Below are 21,340 nucleotides of genomic sequence, written 5' to 3'. Positions count from 1 at the left end.
GGTGGATGAAAGCGGAGTCAGGCGGTGGCGGTGGAGGCGGCGTTGCCGCGCGTGCCCAGCTGCAGGGCCACGCCGCCCAGCGCGCAGCCGGCCATGACCAGGAAGCACAGGGCATAGCCGCCGGGGCTGGTCCAGCCGCCGCCCAGGGAGATCAGGCTGCCCATCAGCACGGGCGCGATGCCGCCGCCCACGAACATGGCGGTGGTGATGATTCCGTTGGCCGTGGAGGTGGCCGCAGGCTGGGCGCAGTCCGAGGCCACCGCGTAATAGATGGGCCAGACCGCATTGGCGACCAGGCCGAACAGCAGCTGCATCACCACGACCAGGGCCATGGTGTCGGCGAAGTAGAAGGCGCCCACGCTGGCGGCCATCCACAGGCCGCAGATCACCAGGGTGACGCGGCGCCCGATCACGTCCGACAGGGCCGGCCAGACCAGCTGGCCCAGGATGCCGGTGAGCGTGAACACCACGCTCATGCCTGCCGATTCGGCCAGCGACAGGCCCATGATGTTGTAGAGGTAGGCGGGCAGCACCACGTTGATGCCCATGTAGACCACCTGCGTGAGCAGGGTGTTTCCAGCCGTCAGGGCGATGCTGCGGTTGGCCAGCGTGCTGCGCAGGGTGCGCCAGGCCTGGCCTTTTTCCACCTGCGCCGCCACGCTGGCCTGCGGCGGGGTCATGCCCCGGGCGGCGATGTCGGCATACAGCAGTTCCATCTTCTGCGGCGTGGAGTAGCGCGCCCAGAACCACATCAGCGGGATGGCGACGACCAGCGCGACAAAGAACACATAGCGCCAGTTCTCCTCGCCGAAGGCGTACAGCACAAAGCCGGCGACCAGGCCGCTGAGCATGGCGCCCACCGGATAGCCCGTGTGGTGGGCGCCCAGCGCGAAGCCGCGCCGCTCCACCGGCCACCACTCGGCGGTATTGCTCACGCCCACGGGCTCGCCCCAGCCGGCGCCCAGGTTGACGCCGACGCGCAGCGCCACGAAGCCCGCCAGGCTGCCGCTCAGCGCCTTGAAGCCCGAGGCGAACGACAGCGCCGTATAGCCCAGCACCAGGGGCACCTGAAAGCGTGCGCGCTTCCAGCCCGCGCCGTAGCGGTCGCTCCAGATCGCGCCGGGAATGTCCAGCACGGCCAGGGCCAGCATCACGATGGTGGCCACCGTGCCCCATTCGTCGGCCGACAGGCCGAAGTGCCGGGAGATGGTCGGCCCCAGCCGCAGCACGATCTCGCGGTCGTAGGCATTCAGTACCCAGATCAGCCAGCAGACCAGCAGGGATACCCATGAATAACGGTGGATCTGGCGCAGCGAAGCGCGCGGGGCCTGGGCCATGGCGGTCTCCCGGGCACCAGCGGTGGGTGCCGTTTCATTGTTGTGTGGATGAAGGCGCCGCTTCGCGGGGCGGGCGGCGTTGCGGTGCGAAGGCTCCGGGCCTGCATGCCCGGCTCCGTGCTCAGGCGCCGAAGCGCTGCTCGGGCAGGCCACGCACGCCCAGCCCCTTGACGGCAAACAGCGCGCCGCGGGACTGGCCGTCGCCCGGGAAACGCGGCAACGGCGGCTTGCCCATGGAGGTGACGTACAGCGTGTCGAGCCCGGGCCCGCCGAACATCACGCTGGTCACCTTGCGCACCGGCATCTCTATCACCCGGTCCACCCGGCCGTCCGGCGTGTAGCGCACCAGCTGGCCCGCGTACACCAGGGCCTGCCACAGGCAGCCTTCGGCATCGACCGTGGCCCCGTCGGCCGCGCCGCCACCGCTGGTGTCGACCGGGGCAAAGGTCCGGCGGCCGCTGGCATGGCCCGTGGCCGTGTCGTAGTCGTAGGCGCGGATCTCGCCGCTCCACGTGTCCGAGAAATAGAGCGTCGTGCCGTCCGGGCTCCAGCACGGGCCGTTCGAGCAGATGATGCCCTCGTCCAGCACATGCAGGCTCAGGTCCGTGTCCAGCCGGTACAGCCGCGCCGAAGGCTGCTCCTCCAGGGTGTCCATGGAGCCGAAGACGAAGCGGCCCTGCCGGTCCACCTTGCCGTCGTTGAGCCGGTTGCCGGGAAGGTGGGACTCGGGGGCGACGACCAGCTCCAGCTCGCCGCTTTCCAGGTCCAGCGTGTGCACGCCGCCGTGCAGCGCCACCAGGGCCGAGCGGCCGTCGCGGCGCAGTGCCATGGAGCCAATCTTCTGGCCGACTTCCCAGGCGCGCAGTTCCCGCCCGTCGGCCGTGCAGCGGAAGATGCGGCCGTCGAAGCTGTCTATCCAGTACAGGCGCTGCTGCCCGACGTCCCACAGCGGGCCTTCGCCCAGCGTGGTCTTGAGGTCGGCGACGATATCGATCTGCATGGGAGTCTCCTGTTCGGTGGCATGGGGGCTGGCCCGGGAAGGCGGTTCAGAAGGCCACGTTGGCCGCACCCTTGAGGCCCAGCATCCGGCGCGCCTCGTCAGGCGTGGCGACGTCGACATTCAGGGCCTCGAGCACGGTGCGGATGCGGCGCACCTGCTCGGCGCTGGAGGTGGCCAACTGGCCCGGGCCTATCCACAGAGAGTCTTCCAGCCCCACGCGCACATGCGAGCCCATGGCCGCGCCCATGGTGGCCAGCGGCAGCTGGTTGCGCCCGGCGCCCAGGATGGACCACTGGTAGTTGCTGCCCAGCAGGCGGTCGGCCGTGCGCCGCATGTGCATCAGGTCCTCCGGGTGGCCGCCGATGCCGCCCAGGATGCCGAACACCGACTGCACGAACACGGGCCCCTGCACCAGACCCCGGTCCACGAAATGCGCCAGGTTGTGCAGGTGGCTGATGTCGTAGCACTCGAACTCGAAGCGCGTGCCCTGGGCCTGGCCCAGCCGCAGGATGCCTTCGATATCGGCAAAGGTGTTCTTGAAGACCAGGTTGCGGCTGTTTTCCAGGTGCTCGCGCTCCCAGCCGTGCTCCAGGTTCGGGAAGCGCTCCAGCATGGGGAACAGGCCGAAGTTCATCGAGCCCATGTTCAGCGAGGCCAGCTCGGGCTGGAACTCGGTCACGGGCCGCATGCGCTCTGGCACCGTCATGTGCGGGCTGCCGCCCGTGGTGATGTTGACGATGGCATCGCTCTCGGCACGGATCGCCTTGAGAAAGGGGCGGAACAGCTCAGGGTCCTGCGAAGGGCGCCCGTCGCGCGGATCGCGGGCATGCAGGTGCACGATGGCGGCGCCGGCCTCGGCGGCATCGATGGCGGCGCGGGCAATCTGCTCGGCCGTCACGGGCAGGTGGGGCGACATGCTGGGCGTGTGGATGGCGCCCGTGGGCGCGCAGGTGATGATGGCTTTGGTGCGGGTGGCCATGGAAGGTCCTTGCGAACGGTGAAAAAGGCGAGAGGAGTAGAGGTGGGGGGAGGACGAGGAGAGGGCGCTCAGCTCAGCGCCTGGGTCAGGCCATCGACGGCCAGCTCCTGGCCCGTGACATGGCCGGCCAGCGGGCTGGCGGCAAACACGGCCATGTTGGCAATGTCGCGCGCCGTGGCCATGCGGCCCAGCGCGGCCTGGTGCGTGTAGCTGCGCGTGACGTCTTCCAGCGGCAGGCCGCGCGCCTGCGCCTTGGCGGCAATCACATCGCGGATGCGCGGGCCGTCCACGGCGCCCGGCAGGATGGCGTTCACCCGGATGCCGTCGGCGCCCAGCTCCAGCGCCAGCGACTTGGTCAGGCCGATCACCGCCCACTTGGACGCCGAATAGGCCGAGCGGCCCGGCATGCCCAGGTGGCCTGCCGCCGAAGACAGGTTGACGATGGCCGCCTGCCGGCCCTCGCGTGCCGATTGCCGAAGCCGGGGCACGGCCAGCCGCGTGCACAGGAAGGCGCCGGTGATGTTCACATCCAGCGTGCGCTGCCAGTCGGCCAGCTCCAGCGTCTCCACCGCGCCCGTGGGGCCGGCCACCCCGGCGTTGTTGACGAGGATGTCCAGGCCGCCCAACTCGTTGTCCACGGCCTTGAACAGGCCCTGCACCTGCAAGGCATCCGACACATCGGCCAGACGGCCGCTGGCGCCGGGCAGGGCGGCAGCCAGCGCATCCAGGCTGGCCTGGGCCACGTCACAGACCATGACGCGCGCGCCGGCCTCGGCAAAGGCGCGGCTGATTTCCAGGCCGATTCCGGCGGCGCCCGCCGTCACCAGGACGCGCTGGCCGGCCAGAAGATCGTTTTTCCACATGCGGGGACTCCTTGGGAACTCAAACAAAGGTGAAAGGGATTCGGGTTGGGTTTGGATTTTGTATCTGTGATCACAGATCAAATATGGTAAATACCCTATGAGGCATGACAGCGGCGGCGCCGCGCTACCATCGCCGCCATGGCCATCAACGAACTAGTCACCCCACTCAAACGGCAGACCCTCAGCAGCGATGTCTATGCACAGCTCAGGGAATTGCTGATCACGGGCCAGATGATTCCGGGCGAGCAGATCTCGCTGCGCACCACGGCCAGCGCGCTGGGCGTCAGCGTCATGCCCGTGCGCGAGGCCGTGCACCGGCTGGTGGCCGAGCAGGCGCTGGAACTCACGCCCAACCGCGCGCTGCGCGTGCCCTTGATGACGGAAAGCGCCTTCCGCGAGATCACGCGCATCCGCGTCAACCTCGAAGGCCTGGCCACGGAGCAGGCGGCCCGGCAACTGCCGGCCGCCGGGCTGGAACGCATCGCCGCCCTGCAGGACCGCTTTGCGGCCGAGATGGCCAGCGCCTCGCCGGACGGCGCGCGGCTCATCGCCTTCAACAAGGATTTCCACTTCGCCGTCTACAGCGCGGCCGGCATGCCCATGCTGCTGCAGATGATCGAGGCGCTGTGGCTGCGCATAGGCCCCATCCTCAACCACGACATGCGCTCGGGCTCGCGCCGCGTGAGCGAACAGGTGGCGGTCGGCCACCATGCGCGCCTGGTCGAGGCCCTGCGGCGCGGCGATGCGCCCGCCGCCAAGGAGGCGCTGCGCGGCGACATCGAAAGCGCGGCCGACTACATTGTTTCGGCGGGCGTGCTGGTGACGGCGGACAGCGGGTTGAACGGCGTGAGTGGACTGAGCGGCCCCGCCTCGCCAGGCGAAGAAAGCCGGTGAGCCGCAGAGGAATGAAGTAAGGAAGTAAGATTTCCATGTTTTCTCTGATTTGCAGGAGCCGGCCATGCTTGCCAAATTGACGTCGAAGAACCAGATCACCCTGCCCAAGGCCGTGGTGTCCGAGGTGGAGGCCACCGAGTATTTCGAGGTGGCCGTGGAAAACGGCCGCATCGTGCTCACGCCCGTGCACGTGCAGCGTGTCCAGCGCGCACAGGCCGTCCGCGACAAGCTGCAGCAGATGGGCATCACCGAAGAGGATGTGCAGGAGGCTACCTCCTGGGCGCGCAAATGATGCGTGTCGTCCTGGACACCAACGTCGTGCTCTCGGCATTGCTGTTCACGTCCGGCCGTTTTGCGTGGATACGCCGGGCCTGGCAGCAACAGCAGTTGCAGCCCCTGGTCTGCAGGGAAACGGCCAGCGAACTGCTGCGTGTGCTCGCCTATCCGAAGTTCAAGCTGTCAACGGCCGAGCAACAGGCCTTGCTGGAGGATTTCCTGCCCTGGGCCGATGTCGTCACACTGCCGCAGCCCTGGCCTGCATTGCCGTTGTGCCGGGACGACAAGGACCAGGTGTTCCTGGTGCTGGCGCATGTGGGCCGGGCCCAGGCGCTCATCACCGGCGACGGCGACCTTCTGGCGCTGCGTGACAGCTTTCCCGGCCTGATCGTGACGCCCGATGAGTGGGCAGCGCTGCACAAGCGCTGAGGGCAGGAATCCATGCACAACGCCCACGACCCCAAGGTTCTTCCCATACGCGACGGCGTCAGCCCCAGCTGCGTGGTGCTGCCCAGCCAGGGCGGCGGGCTGCTGATCGATTTTCTGGCCGAGCGCCTGCCTGCCGTGGCGCGCGAAGACTGGCTGCGGCGCCTGGCGCTGCGCGAGGTGGTGGACGAGCATGGCCGCGCCGCCGATGCAGGCACGGCCTTTGCGCCGGGCCTGCGCTACTACTACTACCGCGAGCTGCAGGCCGAGCCGCCCATTCCCTTCGAGGCCGAGGTCCTCCACCGCGACGCGCATCTGCTGGTGGCCGACAAGCCGCATTTCCTGCCCGTGGTGCCGGCCGGCAAGTACCTGCAGCAGACGCTGCTGGTGCGGCTCAAGCGCGAGTTCGACCTGCCCGAGCTGTCGCCCATCCACCGCATCGACCGCGACACGGCGGGGCTGGTGGTGTTTTCGGTGCAGCGCGCCACGCGCGGCATCTACCAGGCGCTGTTCCGCGACCGCGCCATACACAAAACCTACGAGGCCGTGGCCCCCTGGCGCGAGGACGTGGTTTTCCCGCGCACGCATGAAAGCCGCATGGAGGAAAGCGGCCATTTCTTCCGTATGCACGAGGTGGCCGGCACGCCCAACACCCGCACCCACATGCAGGTGCTGGAGCAGCGCGGCCCCTGGGCGCGCTACCGGCTGGAGCCCGAAAGCGGCAAGCGCCACCAGCTGCGCGTGCACATGGCCGCCCTGGGCCTGCCGCTGTGGGGCGACGGCTTCTATCCCGAAGTGCATGACATGCCCGAGGGCGATTACTCGCGCCCGCTGCAGCTGCTGGCGCGCAGCCTGTCCTTCACCGATCCTCTGGACGGCCAGTCGCGGCGCTTTGACAGCCGCCGCCAGCTGCTGCCGCTGACCGACCTGTAGAGGCCTTGCCGCTGCCGGAAACCGCTGGCTTTTTTGCCCATGGCCACGCCATGGGATAGGCCGGCTGCGGACATTTAACGGACAACTTTGTCCGATAATTGTCCGCATGACTTCCAAAAGACCCAGTGCCGATATCCGCCGCGCCCAGTTGCTGGACGCGGCCGATGCCGTGTTTTCCGAGCATGGCGTGACCGCGCCGCTGGACCTGGTCGTCGAGCGCGCCGAGGTCGGCCGCGCCACGCTGTACCGGCAGTTTCCTGACCGGCGTGCGCTGATGCTGGCGCTGCTGGAGCGTTCGCTGGACAGCATGCGCAGCGCGGCCGAAGCCATGGCCGAGGACGACGATGCCTTCTACAAGCTGCTGTCGCGCCTGGCCGAGCGCATTGCGGTCTCTGCCCCCATCACCGATTACTGGCGCACCGTGGAGCGCGGCGACGAGGTCATCGCCCAGGCCCGCGTTGCCATGTGGCAGATCTTTCGGCCGGCCATGGACCGGGCCGTGGCCTGTGGCCATTGCCGCCAGCCGCTGACGCAGGCCGAGCTGTCCCTGGTCTTCGGCATGCTGGGCGCCTCGCTGCGCGGCGAGACGCCGCAGCAGCGCCGCACCCTGGCGCGCAAGGCGCTGCAGATCGTCTGGCAAGGCCTGAAGGCCTGACATGGCCACCACACCCACTCCACCGGGGCCCGTGCTGCCCCCGTCGCCCCCCGTCGTCTACCTCAAGCCCCCGCCGGACTGGGAAGAGCATGAAAAGCCCAGCCTGCCGGGCTCGCCGTCCATGCCGCTGCACCAGCCGGCCGTGCGCGCCGCCTATGGCCTGATCGCCGTGCTGGTGGCGCTGACGGGCGGCCTGGGCAATGCACTGTTCACGGCCAACCTGCCCACCATCCAGGGCCAGATGGGGCTGACGTCTTCCGAGGCCGCCTGGCTGACCGGCGCCTACGTCATGCTCAACATGACGGCCAACCTGCTGGTCTACAAGTTCCGCCAGCAGTTCGGCATGCGGCTGTTCGCCGAGATCGGCCTGGGCCTGTATGCGCTGCTGACGCTGCTGCACCTGGTGCTGGGCAGCTACACCAGCCTGCTCATGCTGCGCGCGGCCAGCGGCCTGGCGGGCGCCACCTGCAGCACGCTGGGCACGCTCTACATGCTGCAGGCCGCGCCGCGCAAGCATGTGCTCAAGATGCTGGTGATCGGCGTGGGGCTGGGGCAGATCGCCACGCCGCTGGCCTGGATCCTGTCGCCGGGCCTGCTGTTCAACAGCGAGTGGCACAACCTCTACCTGTTCGAGGCCGGCCTGGCCCTGATCTCGTTCGCGGGCGTGGTGGTGCTCAAGCTGCCGCCGGGCGTGCACATCCGCAGCTTCGAGCGGCTGGACTTCCTGACCTTCTTCCTCATGGTGCCCGGCGTGGGCCTGCTGATCGCCGTGCTGGTGCAGGGCTACAACCACTGGTGGCTGGACACGCCCTGGCTGGCCTGGATGCTGATCGGCTCCATCGTCCTGCTGAGCGTGGCGCTGTACATCGAGCACCACCGCCGCAATCCCATGCTGCAGACGCGCTGGTTCGTGCTGGCGCCCACGGTGCGCTTCGTGATCGGTGCGCTGCTGCTGCGCTTTCTGACCACCGAGCAGACCTATGGCGTGATCGGCATGCAGCGCATGCTGGGCATGACGGTGGACCAGATGCAGCCGCTGTTCATCGTCATCCTGCTGGGCACCATCGCGGGCATTGCCGTGTCGGCGCTGACCTTCGGGCTGGAGAACATGGGCAAGCAGATCGTGGGCTCCATCGTGCTGTTCGCGCTGGCGGCCTGGCTGGACCACAGCCGCACCAGCCTGGCCCGGCCCGAGGACTTCTTCGGCAGCCAGTTCCTCATGGCCGTGGGCGCGGGCCTGTTCATGGGGCCGCTGATGCTGATCGGCGTGGTGCAGGGCCTGAAGTTCGGCGCGCACTACATGCTGACGGCCATCGTCACCATCTCCATGACGCAGGCCATGGGCGCGCTCATGGGCTCGGCCCTGCTGAGCACCTACCAGATGCACCGCGAGCAGGTGTATTCGGCCGCCATCGTGGCCGACGTCGATCCCACCGACCCCATCGTGGCCGACCGCCTGCGCCTGCAGCAGCAAAGCCTGGCCCGCGTCATTGCCGACCCGGCCCTGCGTGCGGCCCAGGGCACGGCCCAGCTGGCGCAGGCCGCACGCCGCGAGGCCAATGTGCGCGCCTACAACGACGTGTTCGCCCTCACGGCCGGCGTGGCCGTGCTCTACCTGCTGTGGATGCTGGCCCTGGCCGGCCGCGCACGCCAGCGCGCCTTCGTGGAGCGCATGCGCGCCGCCGCAGCCGATGCCTCGGCCATGCGCGGCACCGATGCCGCCGCGCCGCAGGACGCGCCGGGCCAGCCGCCCACCCAACCCGTCGCCCGCGCCTGAAACCGTTCGCCCAGAGAAAAGACAACAACATGAGTGACTCCGAAAATTCCAATGGCGGCACGGCCGCCTCTGCCTCGCCTGCGCCGGCTCCCGCTGCGGCGCCTTCACCTTCGCCATCGCCCAAGCTCATCAAGCCCTCGCTGCGCAGCGTGCTGGTGATGCTGGTGGTCGCACTGGCCGGCGTGCTGCTGGTGCTGCGTGCCTGGAACCTGTTCCCCTTCGCGGGCACCGTGGTCAGCACCGACAACGCCTATGTGCGCGGCGCCGTCACCGTGCTCGCGCCCCAGGTCAGCGGCTATGTGACCGAGGTGCTGGTGCAGGACTACGAGAACGTCAAGGCCGGCCAGCCCCTGGTGCGCATCGACGCCCGCACCTACGAAGCCGCCCAGGCCCAGGCGCAGGCCCAACTGGCCAATGCCCGCGCACAGCTGGCCAATGCCGACCAGACCCAGGCCCAGAACCGCGCCACGCTGGGGGCCAGCCGCGCCGGCCTGGCGGCGGCGCAGGCCGAATCCGACCGCGCCGCAGCCGAGCTGCAGCGCGTGCAGGCGCTGTCCGAGCGCGGCTCCGTCTCGCTCAACGAGCGTGACAAGGTGCGTGCCACCGCGCGCCTGGCGGCCACCAACGTGGCCAAGGCCCAGGCCGACATCGAGATCAACGCCCAGAAGATCAAGGCGACGACGGTGAACCGCGCCTCGCTCGAAGCCCAGGTCCAGATGGCCGAGGCCCAGCTGCGCCAGGCCCAGATCAACCTGGACAACACCGTGGTGCACGCGCCCGGCGATGGCCAGGTCAGCGAAGTCGGCGTGCGCCGGGGCCAGTACGTCACGGCCGGCTCCCAGCTCATGTACGTGGTGCCGCACACGCTGTGGGTGGTGGCCAACTTCAAGGAAACCCAGACCGCCCGGGTGCGCATAGGCCAGGCTGTGCGCTTCAGCGTGGATGCGCTGGGCGGCGCCCACCTCACGGGCCGCGTGCTGGAGATCGCGCCTGCCACGGGCTCGGAATTCAGCGTGCTCAAGGCCGACAACGCCACGGGCAACTTCACCAAGGTCGTGCAGCGCCTGCCGGTCAAGATTGCAATCGATCCCGACCAGGAGCTGGCCGCGCGGCTGCGCGCGGGCATGTCGGTGGTGGTGCGGCTGGATACGGCGCAGCCTGAGCCCCAACCCGCACCCCAACCGGAGGTCCGCCCATGACCGCCCGCGCACTGGCCATGGCCATGGCCTGCGCTGCCGCGCTGGCCGGCTGCAGCGTGCCGCCGCTGAGCACCGCGCCTGAAGCGGCCCGGCCCACCATGCCCGTCCAGTGGAGCGGGGCAGGGCAGGAGCCGGCCGCCGCCGTCCAGGCATCGTGGTGGCAGGCCTTTGGCGATCCGCTGCTCACGCGCTGGGTGGAACTGGCCCAGTCCCGCAACAACGATGTGCTGCTGGCCCTGTCGCGCGTGGATGAGGCGCGGGCCAACCTGGATGTGGCAGGCGCCGCGGGCCTGCCCCAGCTCTCGGCCACGGCCGGCGCCTCCACGGGCCGCAGCCTGGGCGCGCGGGGCTTGGCGCACACGCGCTCGGTTCAGCCCGGCCTGCAGGCCAGCTGGGAGCCTGATCTGTGGGGCCGCATCGCCCATCTGGAAAAGGCCGCCGCCCTGCGCCTGCAGGCCAGCGAGGCCGACCGCGACGCCGTGGCCCTGGCCGTGGCGGCCACCACGGCCCAGGCCTATGTGGGCCTGCGCTCGCTGCAATCGCAGCTGCAAGTGGCCCAGGCCACGGCCCGCTCGCGCGAACAGGCCCTGCGCCTGGCCGACGAGCAGGCGCGCGTCGGCTACACCTCGCAGCTGCAGCTCACCCAGGCCCAGGCCGAGCTGCAGGGCGTGCAGCAGGCCGTGGAGCAGCTGGAGCTGTCGCTGGCGCGCCAGCGCACGGCGCTCCTGCTGCTGGCCGGCGGCGAGGGTGACGAGCAGGCCGCCGCGCTCATGGCAACAACCGACGGCCAGTCCGCTGCGCTGGGCGCACCGCCGCCTGCGCCGGCCGCCGGCCTGCCTTCGGCGTTGCTGCAGCGCCGCCCCGACATTGCACGGGCGCAGCTGCAGCTGGCGGCCGCCGACGAAAGCCTGGCCGTGCAGCGCACCGCCTTCCTGCCCCAGGTCTCGCTGACGGCCAGCGCCGGCAGCCTGCTGGTCAATGCCCTGCAATACCACCCGGCCACGGTCTGGGCCCTGGGCGGCAGCGTGCTGGCGCCGCTGTTCACGGGCGGGCGGCTGCAGGGCCAGTTCGACGCCGTGACCGCCCAGCGCGACCAGGCCGCCTATGCCTATCGGGGCGTGGTGATCAAGGCCCTGGCCGATGTGGAAAACGCCCTGGTCGGCACCCGGCGCTTGCAGTCGCAGTGGCAGCACGCCAGCGAGCGCGAGGCGGTGCTGCAGCGCTCCCTGGGCTTTGCCAAGGACCGCTACGAGGCCGGCTACGCCAGCTACCTGGAAGAGCTGGACGCCCAGCGCAATCTCTACCAGGCCCAGCAGGAAGTCATACGCCTGCGCCAGAGCCAGCTGGAAAACGCCATTGCGCTGTACCAGGCGCTGGGCGGCGGCTGGCAGGCCGCCACCACACCAGTGGCCGCACCCGTCGCTGCACCTGTCGCCAGCCCCGCCCGCTGATCAGACCTTCTCGATGCGCGCAGGCAGCCCCTGGCGCACCGCGGCGCCCGACACCCAGTCCACCCACACGTTTTTGCAGCCGGGCCGCGTGGGATCGGCAAAGCCCAGGTCGTTGAGGTTCACGCCATTGGCATGCTCGGCGTTCACCGGCATGGGCTGGCCGTCGATGCTGTGGCGGCCCGCGCCCAGCTCGCGGTGGCCGTAGCCGTGCTCGATGGCCACGGTCCCCGGCATCACGCCGTCGCGCACCATGGCCACGGCCGTCACCGCGCCGCCCGGCGTGCGGATGCGCACCGTGTCGCCGTTGGCGATGCCCAGCCGCTCGGCGTCATCGCGGTGCAGGGACACCGGGTTGTGCGGATGCACCTGGCGCAGCCGCGAGACGGCAATCGACATGGAACTCATCAGGTTGGACTTGTACGAGGTCAGCAGCAGCGGCCATTGCTGCTCGCCGAAATGCGTGCGCATGGCGCTGCCGTCGGCCAGCCGCGCCGGATACCAGGTGGGGCAGCCGCTGTAGCGCTCGCCCGTCATGGCGTGGCGCATGCGGGCCAGCTCCTCGCTCCACACTTGCAGGGCAGGCGCGTGGGCCTTGCGGGTGTGGCCGTCCTTCCAGGCGTCCTCGATGCGGTCGAAGCGCCCGCCGCGCGTCAGCAGCATGGCCACCTGGCGCCATTCATCGTCCTTCAGGCGCTGGCGCAGCGCGGGCACCAGCCTGTCCACGCCGGTGATGGCGATGTCGTCATCGCTGGCCGCCGGCACGGGCTTGCCACCTGCCCAGGCCACGTTGGCCAGGGCGTGGATGAAGAAGTCCTCGGCCGAGCGCAGCGCATGGGGCTGGCCCTGGGCGTCCTTGATGGCGGCCTCGCCAAAGCCGGGCAGGCCCAGCCGTTCTGCCACGGCGAAGAGAAAGCTCTCCACATTCACGGGCTGGCCGCCGGCCGTGCGCGCCACGGCGGGCTGCACCACGGGCCAGCGCACGGTGGAGCTTTTGGCCACCACGTCGGCCCAGGGCGCCGAGATGCCCCAGCTCTCGTAGGTCACGGTATCGGGCACGATGAAATCGGCCAGCGCGCTGGTCTCGTTGATGAAGGGGTCGATGGAGACGATCAGCGGCAGCTTCTTCGGGTCCTTGAGATCGTCCACCAGCGCATTGCGAAAGCCCGCAATGCCGTAGACGGGGTTGCTCATGTGGTTGATCCAGGCCTTGGCGCGGTAGGGGTAGCCGGCCAGCGCGCTGGCCAGCATCTCGCTGGACAGGCCGCCCACGGCCGGGTACCACGGGGCCTGGGCGGCGGGGTAGTCCTTCGCGCCCTCGGGCTGGCCCTCGCGCTTGCGCTGGAATTCCGCGCTTTTCTCGTAGGGCTGGCGGTGGCGTGACAGCGCCAGGCCGCGCGGCTTGACCTTGCCGTCGAAGTTGGCGAAGTCGTAGCGCGGGCCCGGGCCGAAGGGGCCGAACGGGCCGGCATCCAGCACCAGGCCGCCCTGCACGTTGAGGTTGCCCACCAGGGTGTTGAGCATGCTGATGGCGTAGGCGGTGTAGAAGCCCGCGCCGCTCATGGTGCCGCCATGCGCATCGGCCACGGCGCGCTTGCCATGGCTGGTGAACTCGCGCGCCAGCGCCTCGATCTCGCCGCGCGCCACGCCGCACAGCGCCGCGTATTCGTCCAGTGTCTTGAGGCTGGCCTGCTCATGCAGCTTGGCCAGCGAGGAGCAGACCGACAGCTCGGGGGCCTGGTCCGCGCCTTCTGCCTTCAGGCCGGGCACGGCCACGCGGGTGCGCACCATCAGCTGTGCAGGCTCGGCCTGGGTGTGCGGCGCCAGGCGGCCATCGGCACGCTGCACCACGAACACATCCTGGGCCGGCTTGCCGTCTTCGGCTGGCGCGGGCAGGGCCCAGCCCAGGTCGGCGCCGCGCAGAAAGCTGCCATGGCGCGGGTGGCCGGGCTCGTTGACCAGCAGGTGCGTGGCATTGCTCCAGGACGCCTCGCCCGCCGCCTGCATGGCGGCCGGGCCGGGCTGGGCGAGAAAGCCCGTGTCATGGCGCGCCTCGTCCAGGATGACGCGGATCAGCGCCATGGCCAGGGCCAGGTCGCTGGCCGGCTTGACGGCCAGCCATCGGTTGCCGCTGCCCGCAGCCAGGCTGGACGAGGTGGGCAGCACGGGCGAGACCACCACGTAGCGGAAACGGTTGTCCTCGCGCGAGCGGGCCTCGGCCAGTTCGCGGCCCTGGCGCTGGAAGGGGTTGCCGGACTGCGCGGGTGCCGCGCCGATGAACAGGCCGAAGCTGGCATGGCTCCAGTCGGGCTTGCCGTGCGGCATGCCGGGCAGGTCGCCGAGCGCGGCAGCTGCACCCACGCGAAAACTCTGGCCGCAGTAGGCGCCGTGGTTGCTGACGTTCACGGTGCCGAAGGACGGCCCCGCAAAGCGGCGCAGCAGCTGGGCGCGGCCTTCGTTGGAGGCGTCGGTCACCAGCAACTGGTTGGAGCGCGGGCCGAACTCGGGGTTGTCGGCGTCCAGCGGCGTCTTGAGGTCCCAGATGGCGCGCAGGCCCTCGACCTGGCCTTCGCCGAACAGATCGCCGCCCTCGCAGACTTCCTGCACCAGCTGCTCGAAGGAAATGCTCTGCCAGCGGCCGCTGCCGCGCGGGCCCACGCGCTTGAGCGGGGTGAGCACGCGGTGCGGTGCACTCTGGTGCTCCAGCATGGACGAGCCGCGCGCGCAGGACGTGGCCCGGCCCTCCAGGCCCAGCTCCTTGCCCAGTTTGGCGTAGACCTCGCGCACGGGTTCTTCCATGGCGGCCGGGCGCGTGGTGGCCAGCGGGTGGTAGGGGTTGCCTGCCACGCGCAGGATGCGGTTGCTGGCGGTATCGACACGCACGCGCACGCCGCACTGCGTCCAGCAGCCCAGGCAGCTGGAGGGGCTGACCACCTGGCCGGGCTGGGTGGCGAGCGCGCCCGTGGCCGGGTCGATGCGGAACTCGGGCGTCAGCGAATTGCCGCGCGTGGCGCTGGCCGTGGGCGTGCCCGAGCTGCCTGTCACCAGGCCCTTGGCGCCACGTGCCAGCGTCTCGCCGTAGCCGGCCGCAAAGGCGGCCAGCCCACCGGCGGTGAGTCCGCCGCGCAGCAGCAGGCGGCGGCGGGCGGCCTCGGCATCCAGGGAATCTTCGGGGGCTTGGGGGAGTTTCTTCTTGTCGGTCATGAAAGGCTTTCTGTGGCGCGGCCGGCCGGTGGCGGGCCGCGCTCCGTGAATGGGTGAGGGGTCGTCAGGGCGGCGGTGTCAGACGGCGCGGGCCGCGGCCGAGCGCGCGGGAAACAGCTCCAGCGCCCAGGTGGCCAGCGTCACCAGTGCAATGCACAGGCCGGCCACGCCCAGCATGCCCAGCAGGCCGTCGCCGCCCAGCGGCATGTGGTAGATGTACAGGCCCGCGCCGTACTTGGGCACGCCTTGCACGCCCATGAACAGCGCCCAGCGGAAGGCCCAGGCCGCGGCGGCCAGGCCCAGCCCCAGGGCCAGCGTGTAGCGCGGGCAGGCCATGCGCTGACCACCCCGCACCAGGGCCCACAGCAAGGCGGCACCGGCCACGGCCGAGCCCAGCATGCTCAGGCGCCAGACCGGAAACTGCTGCCACAGCTGCAGCGCCGCCTGGAAGGAGCGGCCCTGGCCCAGCCAGCCGGCAACGGCCCAGACCACCACCATGGCCAGCAGGCACAGCGCCAGCGCCAGGCCCAGCATGCGCAGCGCCTGCAGGGCGCCGGCATCGGGGCGGTGGCGGGCGGGCAGAAAGCGCGCCGTCACCAGCATGCAGCCCACCGTGGCCAGCCAGCCCGTGAGCGCCAGGTTCAGCGGCACCCACAGCGTGTTCCACAGCGGGCGCGAGCGCACGGCCATCAGCTCAGCGCCGGTATAGGCGGTGATGGTCAGCGCCGACACGGCCAGCAGCGGCGCCAGCCAGCGCAGCCACTGCGGCCGGCCCAGCCACCAGGCCAGCACGAAGGCCAGCGCCAGTCCCACGAAGGCCGGCAGCAGCAGGGCGCCCACCGACATCCACGACCACGGCGTGAAGTGCGCATAGAAATGCCAGAAGCGCGCAGGCTGGTGCAGGTCGGCCAGCAGCGACACGGGCGCGGCGATGGCGCTGACGGCCAGCACCAGCACGGCGGCCGGCAGCAGGCGCGCCATGGCGCTGCCGCGCGGCGCCCAGGCGCAGGCGGCGGCCAGCAGGGCGGCGCCCGTGGCAATGCCGGCCAGGAAGAAGTACTGCACGGCCCAGGGCAGCCAGGCCGATTCGTAGGCGGGGGTCAGGAGTTCGACGATGTGCATGGGGTGCTCCTTGCGTTCAGTGGGAAGTGACCAGCCGCACGCTGGCCTGCCCGTCCACGCCGTCGACGAAGGCGTCGGGCAATCCCAGGTAGTACACATGCGGGTCCGTGCCCATGGCGGGCTTGAGCACCTTGAGGTCCTTGGCGTGCTCGCGCATGCGCTGGCGGATCTCGCTGCCCTCGTCGTTGAGGTCGCCGATCACGCGGGCGCCGCCCACGCAGCTTTCCACGCAGGCCGGCAGCAGGCCGGCTTCCAGGCGGTGCTCGCAGAAGGTGCACTTGTCGGCGGTCTGCGTCTCGTGGTTGATGAAGCGCGCGTCATAGGGGCAGGCCTGCACGCAGTAGCCGCAGCCCACGCAGCGCTCGTTGTCCACCAGCACGATGCCGTCGCTGCGCTGGAAGGTGGCCTGCACCGGGCAGACCGGCACGCAGGGCGGGTTGTCGCAGTGGTTGCACAGGCGCGGCAGGTTGAGCATGGCCGGCGGCAGGTCCTCGTTGCCCGCGTGCTGCACCTCGTACTGCAGCACCGTGGTGCGGAACTGGCCCAGCGGCGGCAGGTTCTCCATGGAGCAGCTCACCGTGCAGGCCTGGCAGCCTATGCAGCGGCGCAGGTCCACCAGCATGCCGTAGCGCTTGCCGGCCTCGCCGGGGCGGCGCGGCGGTTGAAAACCCGGGGTGCCGGGCGCGGCCGCCGCCACGGGCAGGGCCACGGCCGCCATGGCAGCGGCCAGCAGGTCCTGCAGGAAGCCGCGCTTGCCGGCGGCGGGCTGCGCATGGGAGAGGGTAGGGGCGGGGATGTCCTGGGAGGAAGGCTTGCAGCTGCAGTCGTTGCAGCCGCTGCCGGCGCGGGATGTTTTTGGCATGGCCTGTCTTTCATCGTCCTGCGGCCACGGGAGGGTGGTCGCTCAAACTCAATAAAGCATTAAAAATATGCTTTTTATATTGAATTTAATATATGAAATTCAGGGCCTTGGCGGCTTGATGTGAGTCAAGCAATGGGCTTTCCAAGTGCCTGCCGAGTGCCTGCCAAGTGCTTGCAAAGCGCCACCGACTGCCTGCCATGGACAGGCGCCCAAGGCAGTCCATAGCGTGTGGCGCAGGGATTAAGACGGGGTTAACAGGGTGACTGCATTTCTCGGGAATGCAGGGCGCGTATCGGAAATCACCCTCTTGTTTCCGTGCGCGGCCCCGGTCTACGCTGCTTGTGTCGCCACTGCCAAGGAGTTCTCCATGAACCATGCCCTGAACAGCCTTGCTTCGGAACTGGACCTTGCCGCCGAAGCCGGCGAGCACCTGAGGCTGCAATTCACACAGGCCTGCGTGGACCGCATCGCGCACCTGCTGGAAGACCCGGACGTCATCCGCTGCGCACAAGGCCTTCGCCGCTACCTGGACGGCCAGATCGACAGGCAGGAGCTGGACCGCCTGGCCCGCGAGGCCGCCAGCCTGGCCAACCACCACCAGGGATCACGCTCCCTCGACGGCTGCGGCCATGCCGCCGTGTCCGCCACCTATGCCACGGCCCACGGCCTGGCGGGCCGGGCGCTGCAGGCGGCCGACTATGCGGCCTATGCCATGGTCTATGGCGAGGGCGGCCACGGCGCCGTCACGGACCGCGAGTCCTTCGAGCCTGAATACCAATGGCAGGCGCGCTGCCTGGCCTCGCTGGCGCAGGCCGCTCAGCAGCGCACGTAGCACCAGGCCGACTGCTGCAGCAGGGCCAGTGACTCGATGCCGCCCTGCGGCAGCACGCGCATGCCGGCAGGCGCCTCGCGGCCCAGCTTCCTGAGCGTGTTCGGGCAGACCAGCGCATGGGCCAGGGCCTTTGCATCCAGATGCTGCGGCGTGCCCGGCGCTGCGTCCAGCAGCGCCTCGACGGCCGGGCCGTTGATGACGATGCGGACTTCGGCACCGGGCCGGTCCTGGCGCAGGTTGGCCAGATTGCTGCGTGCACGGGCCAGGGCGCCGGGTGTGGGCGCATGCAGCACGATGCGCAGCGGCGGCGCATCCGGCCGGACGGGGAACAGGTCGCTCCAGTCGCTGGAGGCGGTGGAAGCGGTGGAAGCGGCGGGAGAACGGCTTGTGCTCATGGTCGTCCTCGTCATTTCCTGCCACGCGGCCCCATGACCTCTTCCAGCAGGCCCGGCGGCAGGCCGGTGCGTACCTGCACCAGCCCCTTGTCATCCTTCCAGACCAGGGCCGGCGTGGCACGCAGCCCCCAGGTGGACATCAGCGAGGCATGGCTGGCCAGCACCTGCCGCGTGGCCTGCGGCACCGGGGCCAGCGGAGTGGCGCCCGCGCCCTCTGCGCTGGCGCGGCCGGCCTTGGCATAGGCGCGTGCGTGCTCGGCCAGGGCCTGCTCGGGCTGGCGCGCGGTCAGCATGGCGGCGGCCTTGCCCTCGCTGCTGGGCTTGAGGATGCCCACCAGAATGTGGCGCAACTGCACCTGGCCACTCTCCACCCAGGGCCGGGCATCGTTCCACAGCTGGTTGCAATAGGGGCAGTTGGGGTCGGTGAACACATAGACCGTGCGCGGCGCGTCGGCGCGGCCATCCGGGATGGACTGGGCGCGCTGCACATCGCTCCACAGCTGCTCGCCCATGGGCTTTTGCACGGCGGCCTGCAGGGCCTGGGCGTTCACGTCGCGGCCCTGGGCATCGATCACCGTGCCCAGCACCCAGTGCTTGCCGTCAGGCATGCGGTAGATGGGCACGGGCTGGCGGTCGCGGTAGGCGGCCCAGGCCTTGAGTCCGCCCACGGCCGGCAGCGGTCCCACCAGGGTCAGTCCCTGCTGGGCCAGGAAATCCTCCGATGGCAGCTCGGACGCCGCAGCCGGCAGGGCCAAGGCTGCCGACAGGGCCAGGGCTCCTGCCAGTGCAGGCAGGGGGAACAGGGGGGAAGCGCTCATGAACATTCCTTCAGATGCTGGGCCAGGCTGGCGCGCGACAGCTCGCCCATGCGCATGCCGCACAGCCGGCCGTCGGCGCCATAGAAATAGGTGGAAGGCAGGCCCCGCTGGCGCCAGTGCCGGCCGGCCTGCTGCTGCGGGTCGAACAGCACCTGGGCCAGCGGCAGCGGGGCCGTCGCCTGCTCGCGCCGCAGGTAGCCCATCACGGCCTCGGCTGGCTCGCCCTGGTTGATCCAGATGAAGCGCACATCGGGCCGCTGCTGCTGGGCCTGGGCCAGCACCGGCATCTCGCGCCGGCAGGGCGGGCACCAGGTGGCCCAGAGGTTGATCACCATGGGCTTGCCATCGGCCTGCTGCAACTGCTGCAGCGAGACCGGCTGCGCCTGCCCGTTGACCAGGGTGAAGGCCGGCAGGGCCGGTGCATCTGCGGACGGCAGCGCCTGCAGCAGGCTGCCCAGCACCAGCAGGGCCGCCCCCGCGCCCAGCGCCAGCCCTGTGGCGCGGCGCAGCACCGGGGAGCGGCGGCTGCGCCACAGCATGTACAGCAGCGCGGCCAGCAGGCCGGCCCACAGGTTCCATCCCCCGTCGCGGATATCGATGATGCGGCCTGCGAAGGCCGGCATCCCGCTCCAATCCCAGGGGGCCGGCGCGTACTCTGTCCACCACTGCGCGACATAGGCCAGGCGCGCCGCCAGCAGGCCGGCCAGGGTGCTTTGCCAAAGCAGCGCATCCACGGCCTGGCCCGTGCGCCTTTCATTCCTGCGCGCCAGCCACTGCGCCAGCAGCCAGGCCAGCATGGCCACCACCACGCCCGTCGGCAGGACCAGCGGCCCCAGCGCCAGGCTGGCAGGCAGGTGCAGCCAGGCGCCCAGCGCCGATAGCGCTGACGGCCCGCCAGGCTCTGCCGCTCCGGCAAGAACAGGCGAAGGCGCCAGCAGCAGGCCGGCAAGCAAGGGCAGGAAGGACGAAAGAAGAGGGGATGACCGGAGATGCATGGGCAAGGAGTTTCAGCCATGCAGGCTGACAGGCCGTGGATGCTGGCAGCGGGGAATTAACGGGGGGTTAACGGCCTCATGGCCATCAGGCTGCGACCGGTCCATTTCGCCCAACCAATCCCATGGCCGCAGACAGCAGCAAGGCCGCAGCGGCCACGCCGCCTGACAGCCAGAGCGTGGCGTGCAGCCCCCAGCCATCGACCAGTTGGCCGCCTGCCCATGAGCCCAGCGCAATACCGATGTTGAAGACGCCAACGTACAGCGCCGTGGCAATTTCCACGGCGCGTGGCGCAGCCTGCATCATCCAGGTCATCAGGCCCACCGATACGCCGCCGTAGGCCAGGCCCCAGACCAGCAGCACGGCGCCCCCACCGGTTGGCGAGTCGCCCACGGACAGGAACAGCACAGGCGCCAGCAGCAGGCCCATGGCGATCGCCGCCAGACTCGGCACCGTGCGGCGCGCCGCGATGATGCCCGCCAGGAAGTTGCCCGCAATGCCCGCGATGCCGTAAGCCAGCAGCAGCGCGCTCATCCATTGCGCATCGAACCCCGACACCGTCAGCAGCAGCGGGCGTACGAAGGTGAAGGACATGAAATGCCCGGCCACCAGCAGCAGCGTCAGTGCCAGCCCGGCCTGCAGCCTGCGGTTGGCCAGCTGATGACTGAATTGGCGCAGGCTGGCCGAGCCTGTGGCAGGAAGGGCGGGGAGAACGGCCATGTGCAGCGCCAGCACCAGTGCGCTGAAGCCTGCCATGCCACCGAATGCCCAGCGCCATCCCGCGAAATCGCCGATCAGCGCGCCCAGCGGCACGCCCAGCACCGAGGCCGCCGCCACGCCGCCAAAGATGATGGAGGTTGCCAGGCCCATCGACGCCTGGGGTACCAGCCGTGCCGCCAGCCCGCCCGCGATTGCCCAGATGCCGCCCATGCAAAAGCCCACCAGGACGCGCGCGGCCAGCAGCCAGATCAGCGATGGCGCCAGCGCCGAGGCCAGGTTGGCCAGCACGAGCAGGGCCAGCAGTCCGCACAGGATGCGGCGCCGGTCCATGCCGCCCGCCGCCATCACCACCAGCGGCGCGAACAGCGCGGCCAGCAGCGCCGGCAGCGAGAGCATCAGGCCGGCCCTGCCCATGGAGGTGCCCAGGCTGCCAGCAATGGATGTGAGCAGGCCGACCGGCAGCATTTCCGTGGTCACCACGGAAAAGGTGGCCAGGCCCACGGCGGACACGGCCAGCCACGGGCGGCGCGCGGCGGGTTCGGGCCGCGTGGAGGAAGACGAATTCATGGTCCAGATCCCTTCAAACAGGTGGGGGGTGTTGCACCGC

Annotated in this window: 20 protein-coding genes; 9 read left to right on the top strand and 11 right to left on the bottom strand. The window is 70.1% G+C overall.

What is annotated here, in order from left to right; genetic code table 11:
* Positions 1-17: 17 nt before the first annotated feature.
* The 4 genes from DTS01S_RS16730 to DTS01S_RS16715 all read right to left on the bottom strand — a co-directional run bounded on the left by DTS01S_RS16730 (position 18) and on the right by DTS01S_RS16715 (position 4,179).
* Positions 18-1,337 (bottom strand): MFS transporter, encoded by a 1,320-nt coding sequence (locus DTS01S_RS16730; protein WP_016451591.1) that lies wholly within the window; start codon positions 1,335-1,337, stop codon positions 18-20.
* A 121-nt stretch (positions 1,338-1,458) separates the two neighbouring features.
* Positions 1,459-2,337, bottom strand: a complete 879-nt coding sequence (locus DTS01S_RS16725; protein WP_016446247.1) for an SMP-30/gluconolactonase/LRE family protein — start codon at positions 2,335-2,337, stop codon at positions 1,459-1,461.
* 46 nt (positions 2,338-2,383) lie between these two features.
* A complete protein-coding gene (locus DTS01S_RS16720; protein ID WP_061288134.1) occupies positions 2,384-3,316 on the bottom strand; it encodes a BKACE family enzyme in 933 nt (310 codons plus the stop codon).
* Positions 3,317-3,384: 68 nt separating this feature from the next.
* On the bottom strand, positions 3,385-4,179 hold the full coding sequence (locus DTS01S_RS16715) for an SDR family oxidoreductase (RefSeq protein WP_017403844.1): 795 nt from the start codon (positions 4,177-4,179) through the stop codon (positions 3,385-3,387).
* 138 nt (positions 4,180-4,317) lie between these two features.
* Here DTS01S_RS16715 and DTS01S_RS16710 point away from each other — a divergent pair, with 138 nt between their 5' ends.
* From DTS01S_RS16710 to DTS01S_RS16675, 8 genes are all read left to right on the top strand, one after another.
* Positions 4,318-5,073, top strand: a complete 756-nt coding sequence (locus DTS01S_RS16710) for a GntR family transcriptional regulator (protein ID WP_017403845.1) — start codon at positions 4,318-4,320, stop codon at positions 5,071-5,073.
* A gap of 64 nt (positions 5,074-5,137) precedes the next feature.
* Complete coding sequence (locus DTS01S_RS16705) at positions 5,138-5,365, top strand: AbrB/MazE/SpoVT family DNA-binding domain-containing protein (protein WP_016451595.1); 228 nt, start codon at positions 5,138-5,140, stop codon at positions 5,363-5,365.
* Positions 5,362-5,778 carry a putative toxin-antitoxin system toxin component, PIN family gene (locus tag DTS01S_RS16700; RefSeq protein WP_017403847.1) on the top strand — a complete coding sequence of 139 codons (417 nt, stop codon included), beginning with the start codon at positions 5,362-5,364 and terminating at the stop codon, positions 5,776-5,778. Before DTS01S_RS16705 ends, DTS01S_RS16700 begins: the two co-directional genes overlap by 4 nt.
* 12 nt (positions 5,779-5,790) lie before the next feature.
* Complete coding sequence (locus DTS01S_RS16695) at positions 5,791-6,708, top strand: pseudouridine synthase (RefSeq protein WP_017403848.1); 918 nt, start codon at positions 5,791-5,793, stop codon at positions 6,706-6,708.
* A 106-nt stretch (positions 6,709-6,814) separates the two neighbouring features.
* Entirely contained in the window at positions 6,815-7,363 is a 549-nt protein-coding gene (locus tag DTS01S_RS16690; RefSeq protein ID WP_016446240.1) for a TetR/AcrR family transcriptional regulator, read from the top strand.
* 1 nt (position 7,364) lies between these two features.
* Complete coding sequence (locus DTS01S_RS16685) at positions 7,365-9,140, top strand: MFS transporter (RefSeq protein WP_012206052.1); 1,776 nt, start codon at positions 7,365-7,367, stop codon at positions 9,138-9,140.
* 29 nt (positions 9,141-9,169) lie between these two features.
* Entirely contained in the window at positions 9,170-10,339 is a 1,170-nt protein-coding gene (locus tag DTS01S_RS16680) for an HlyD family secretion protein (RefSeq protein WP_017403851.1), read from the top strand.
* Complete coding sequence (locus tag DTS01S_RS16675) at positions 10,336-11,790, top strand: efflux transporter outer membrane subunit (protein WP_061288132.1); 1,455 nt, start codon at positions 10,336-10,338, stop codon at positions 11,788-11,790. Before DTS01S_RS16680 ends, DTS01S_RS16675 begins: the two co-directional genes overlap by 4 nt.
* On the opposite strand, the gene DTS01S_RS16670 is transcribed toward DTS01S_RS16675, so the two are convergent.
* The 3 genes from DTS01S_RS16670 to dsrO all read right to left on the bottom strand — a co-directional run bounded on the left by DTS01S_RS16670 (position 11,791) and on the right by dsrO (position 16,975).
* Positions 11,791-14,991: a tetrathionate reductase subunit A gene (locus tag DTS01S_RS16670; RefSeq protein ID WP_061288130.1), complete on the bottom strand. Its 3,201-nt coding sequence runs from the start codon at positions 14,989-14,991 to the stop codon at positions 11,791-11,793.
* Between the two features lie 78 nt (positions 14,992-15,069).
* Positions 15,070-16,113, bottom strand: a complete 1,044-nt coding sequence (gene nrfD, locus DTS01S_RS16665) for an NrfD/PsrC family molybdoenzyme membrane anchor subunit (RefSeq protein ID WP_017403854.1) — start codon at positions 16,111-16,113, stop codon at positions 15,070-15,072.
* A 16-nt stretch (positions 16,114-16,129) separates the two neighbouring features.
* Positions 16,130-16,975, bottom strand: coding sequence for a sulfate reduction electron transfer complex DsrMKJOP subunit DsrO (gene dsrO, locus DTS01S_RS16660; RefSeq protein WP_017403855.1), 846 nt, complete (start codon positions 16,973-16,975; stop codon positions 16,130-16,132).
* 367 nt (positions 16,976-17,342) lie between these two features.
* Here dsrO and DTS01S_RS16655 point away from each other — a divergent pair, with 367 nt between their 5' ends.
* A complete protein-coding gene (locus DTS01S_RS16655; protein WP_012206046.1) occupies positions 17,343-17,807 on the top strand; it encodes a hypothetical protein in 465 nt (154 codons plus the stop codon).
* Here DTS01S_RS16655 and DTS01S_RS16650 read toward each other — a convergent pair.
* The 4 genes from DTS01S_RS16650 to DTS01S_RS16635 all read right to left on the bottom strand — a co-directional run bounded on the left by DTS01S_RS16650 (position 17,792) and on the right by DTS01S_RS16635 (position 21,300).
* Complete coding sequence (locus tag DTS01S_RS16650) at positions 17,792-18,202, bottom strand: DsrE family protein (protein ID WP_017403856.1); 411 nt, start codon at positions 18,200-18,202, stop codon at positions 17,792-17,794. The genes DTS01S_RS16655 and DTS01S_RS16650 overlap by 16 nt on opposite strands.
* Positions 18,203-18,213: 11 nt before the next feature.
* Positions 18,214-19,020: a thiol:disulfide interchange protein DsbG gene (gene dsbG, locus DTS01S_RS16645; protein ID WP_016451605.1), complete on the bottom strand. Its 807-nt coding sequence runs from the start codon at positions 19,018-19,020 to the stop codon at positions 18,214-18,216.
* Positions 19,017-20,015, bottom strand: coding sequence for a TlpA family protein disulfide reductase (locus tag DTS01S_RS16640; RefSeq protein ID WP_026061997.1), 999 nt, complete (start codon positions 20,013-20,015; stop codon positions 19,017-19,019). The genes dsbG and DTS01S_RS16640 overlap by 4 nt, the downstream gene beginning before the upstream one ends.
* A gap of 85 nt (positions 20,016-20,100) precedes the next feature.
* Positions 20,101-21,300, bottom strand: a complete 1,200-nt coding sequence (locus DTS01S_RS16635) for an MFS transporter (RefSeq protein WP_017403859.1) — start codon at positions 21,298-21,300, stop codon at positions 20,101-20,103.
* Between the last annotated feature and the right edge of the window lie 40 nt (positions 21,301-21,340).

The sequence above is a fragment of the Delftia tsuruhatensis NBRC 16741 genome, assembly GCF_001571325.1.
GTDB lineage: Bacteria > Pseudomonadota > Gammaproteobacteria > Burkholderiales > Burkholderiaceae_C > Comamonas > Comamonas tsuruhatensis.
Note: the sequence above shows the minus strand (reverse complement) of the source record. Positions and strands in the feature narration are given on the sequence as shown.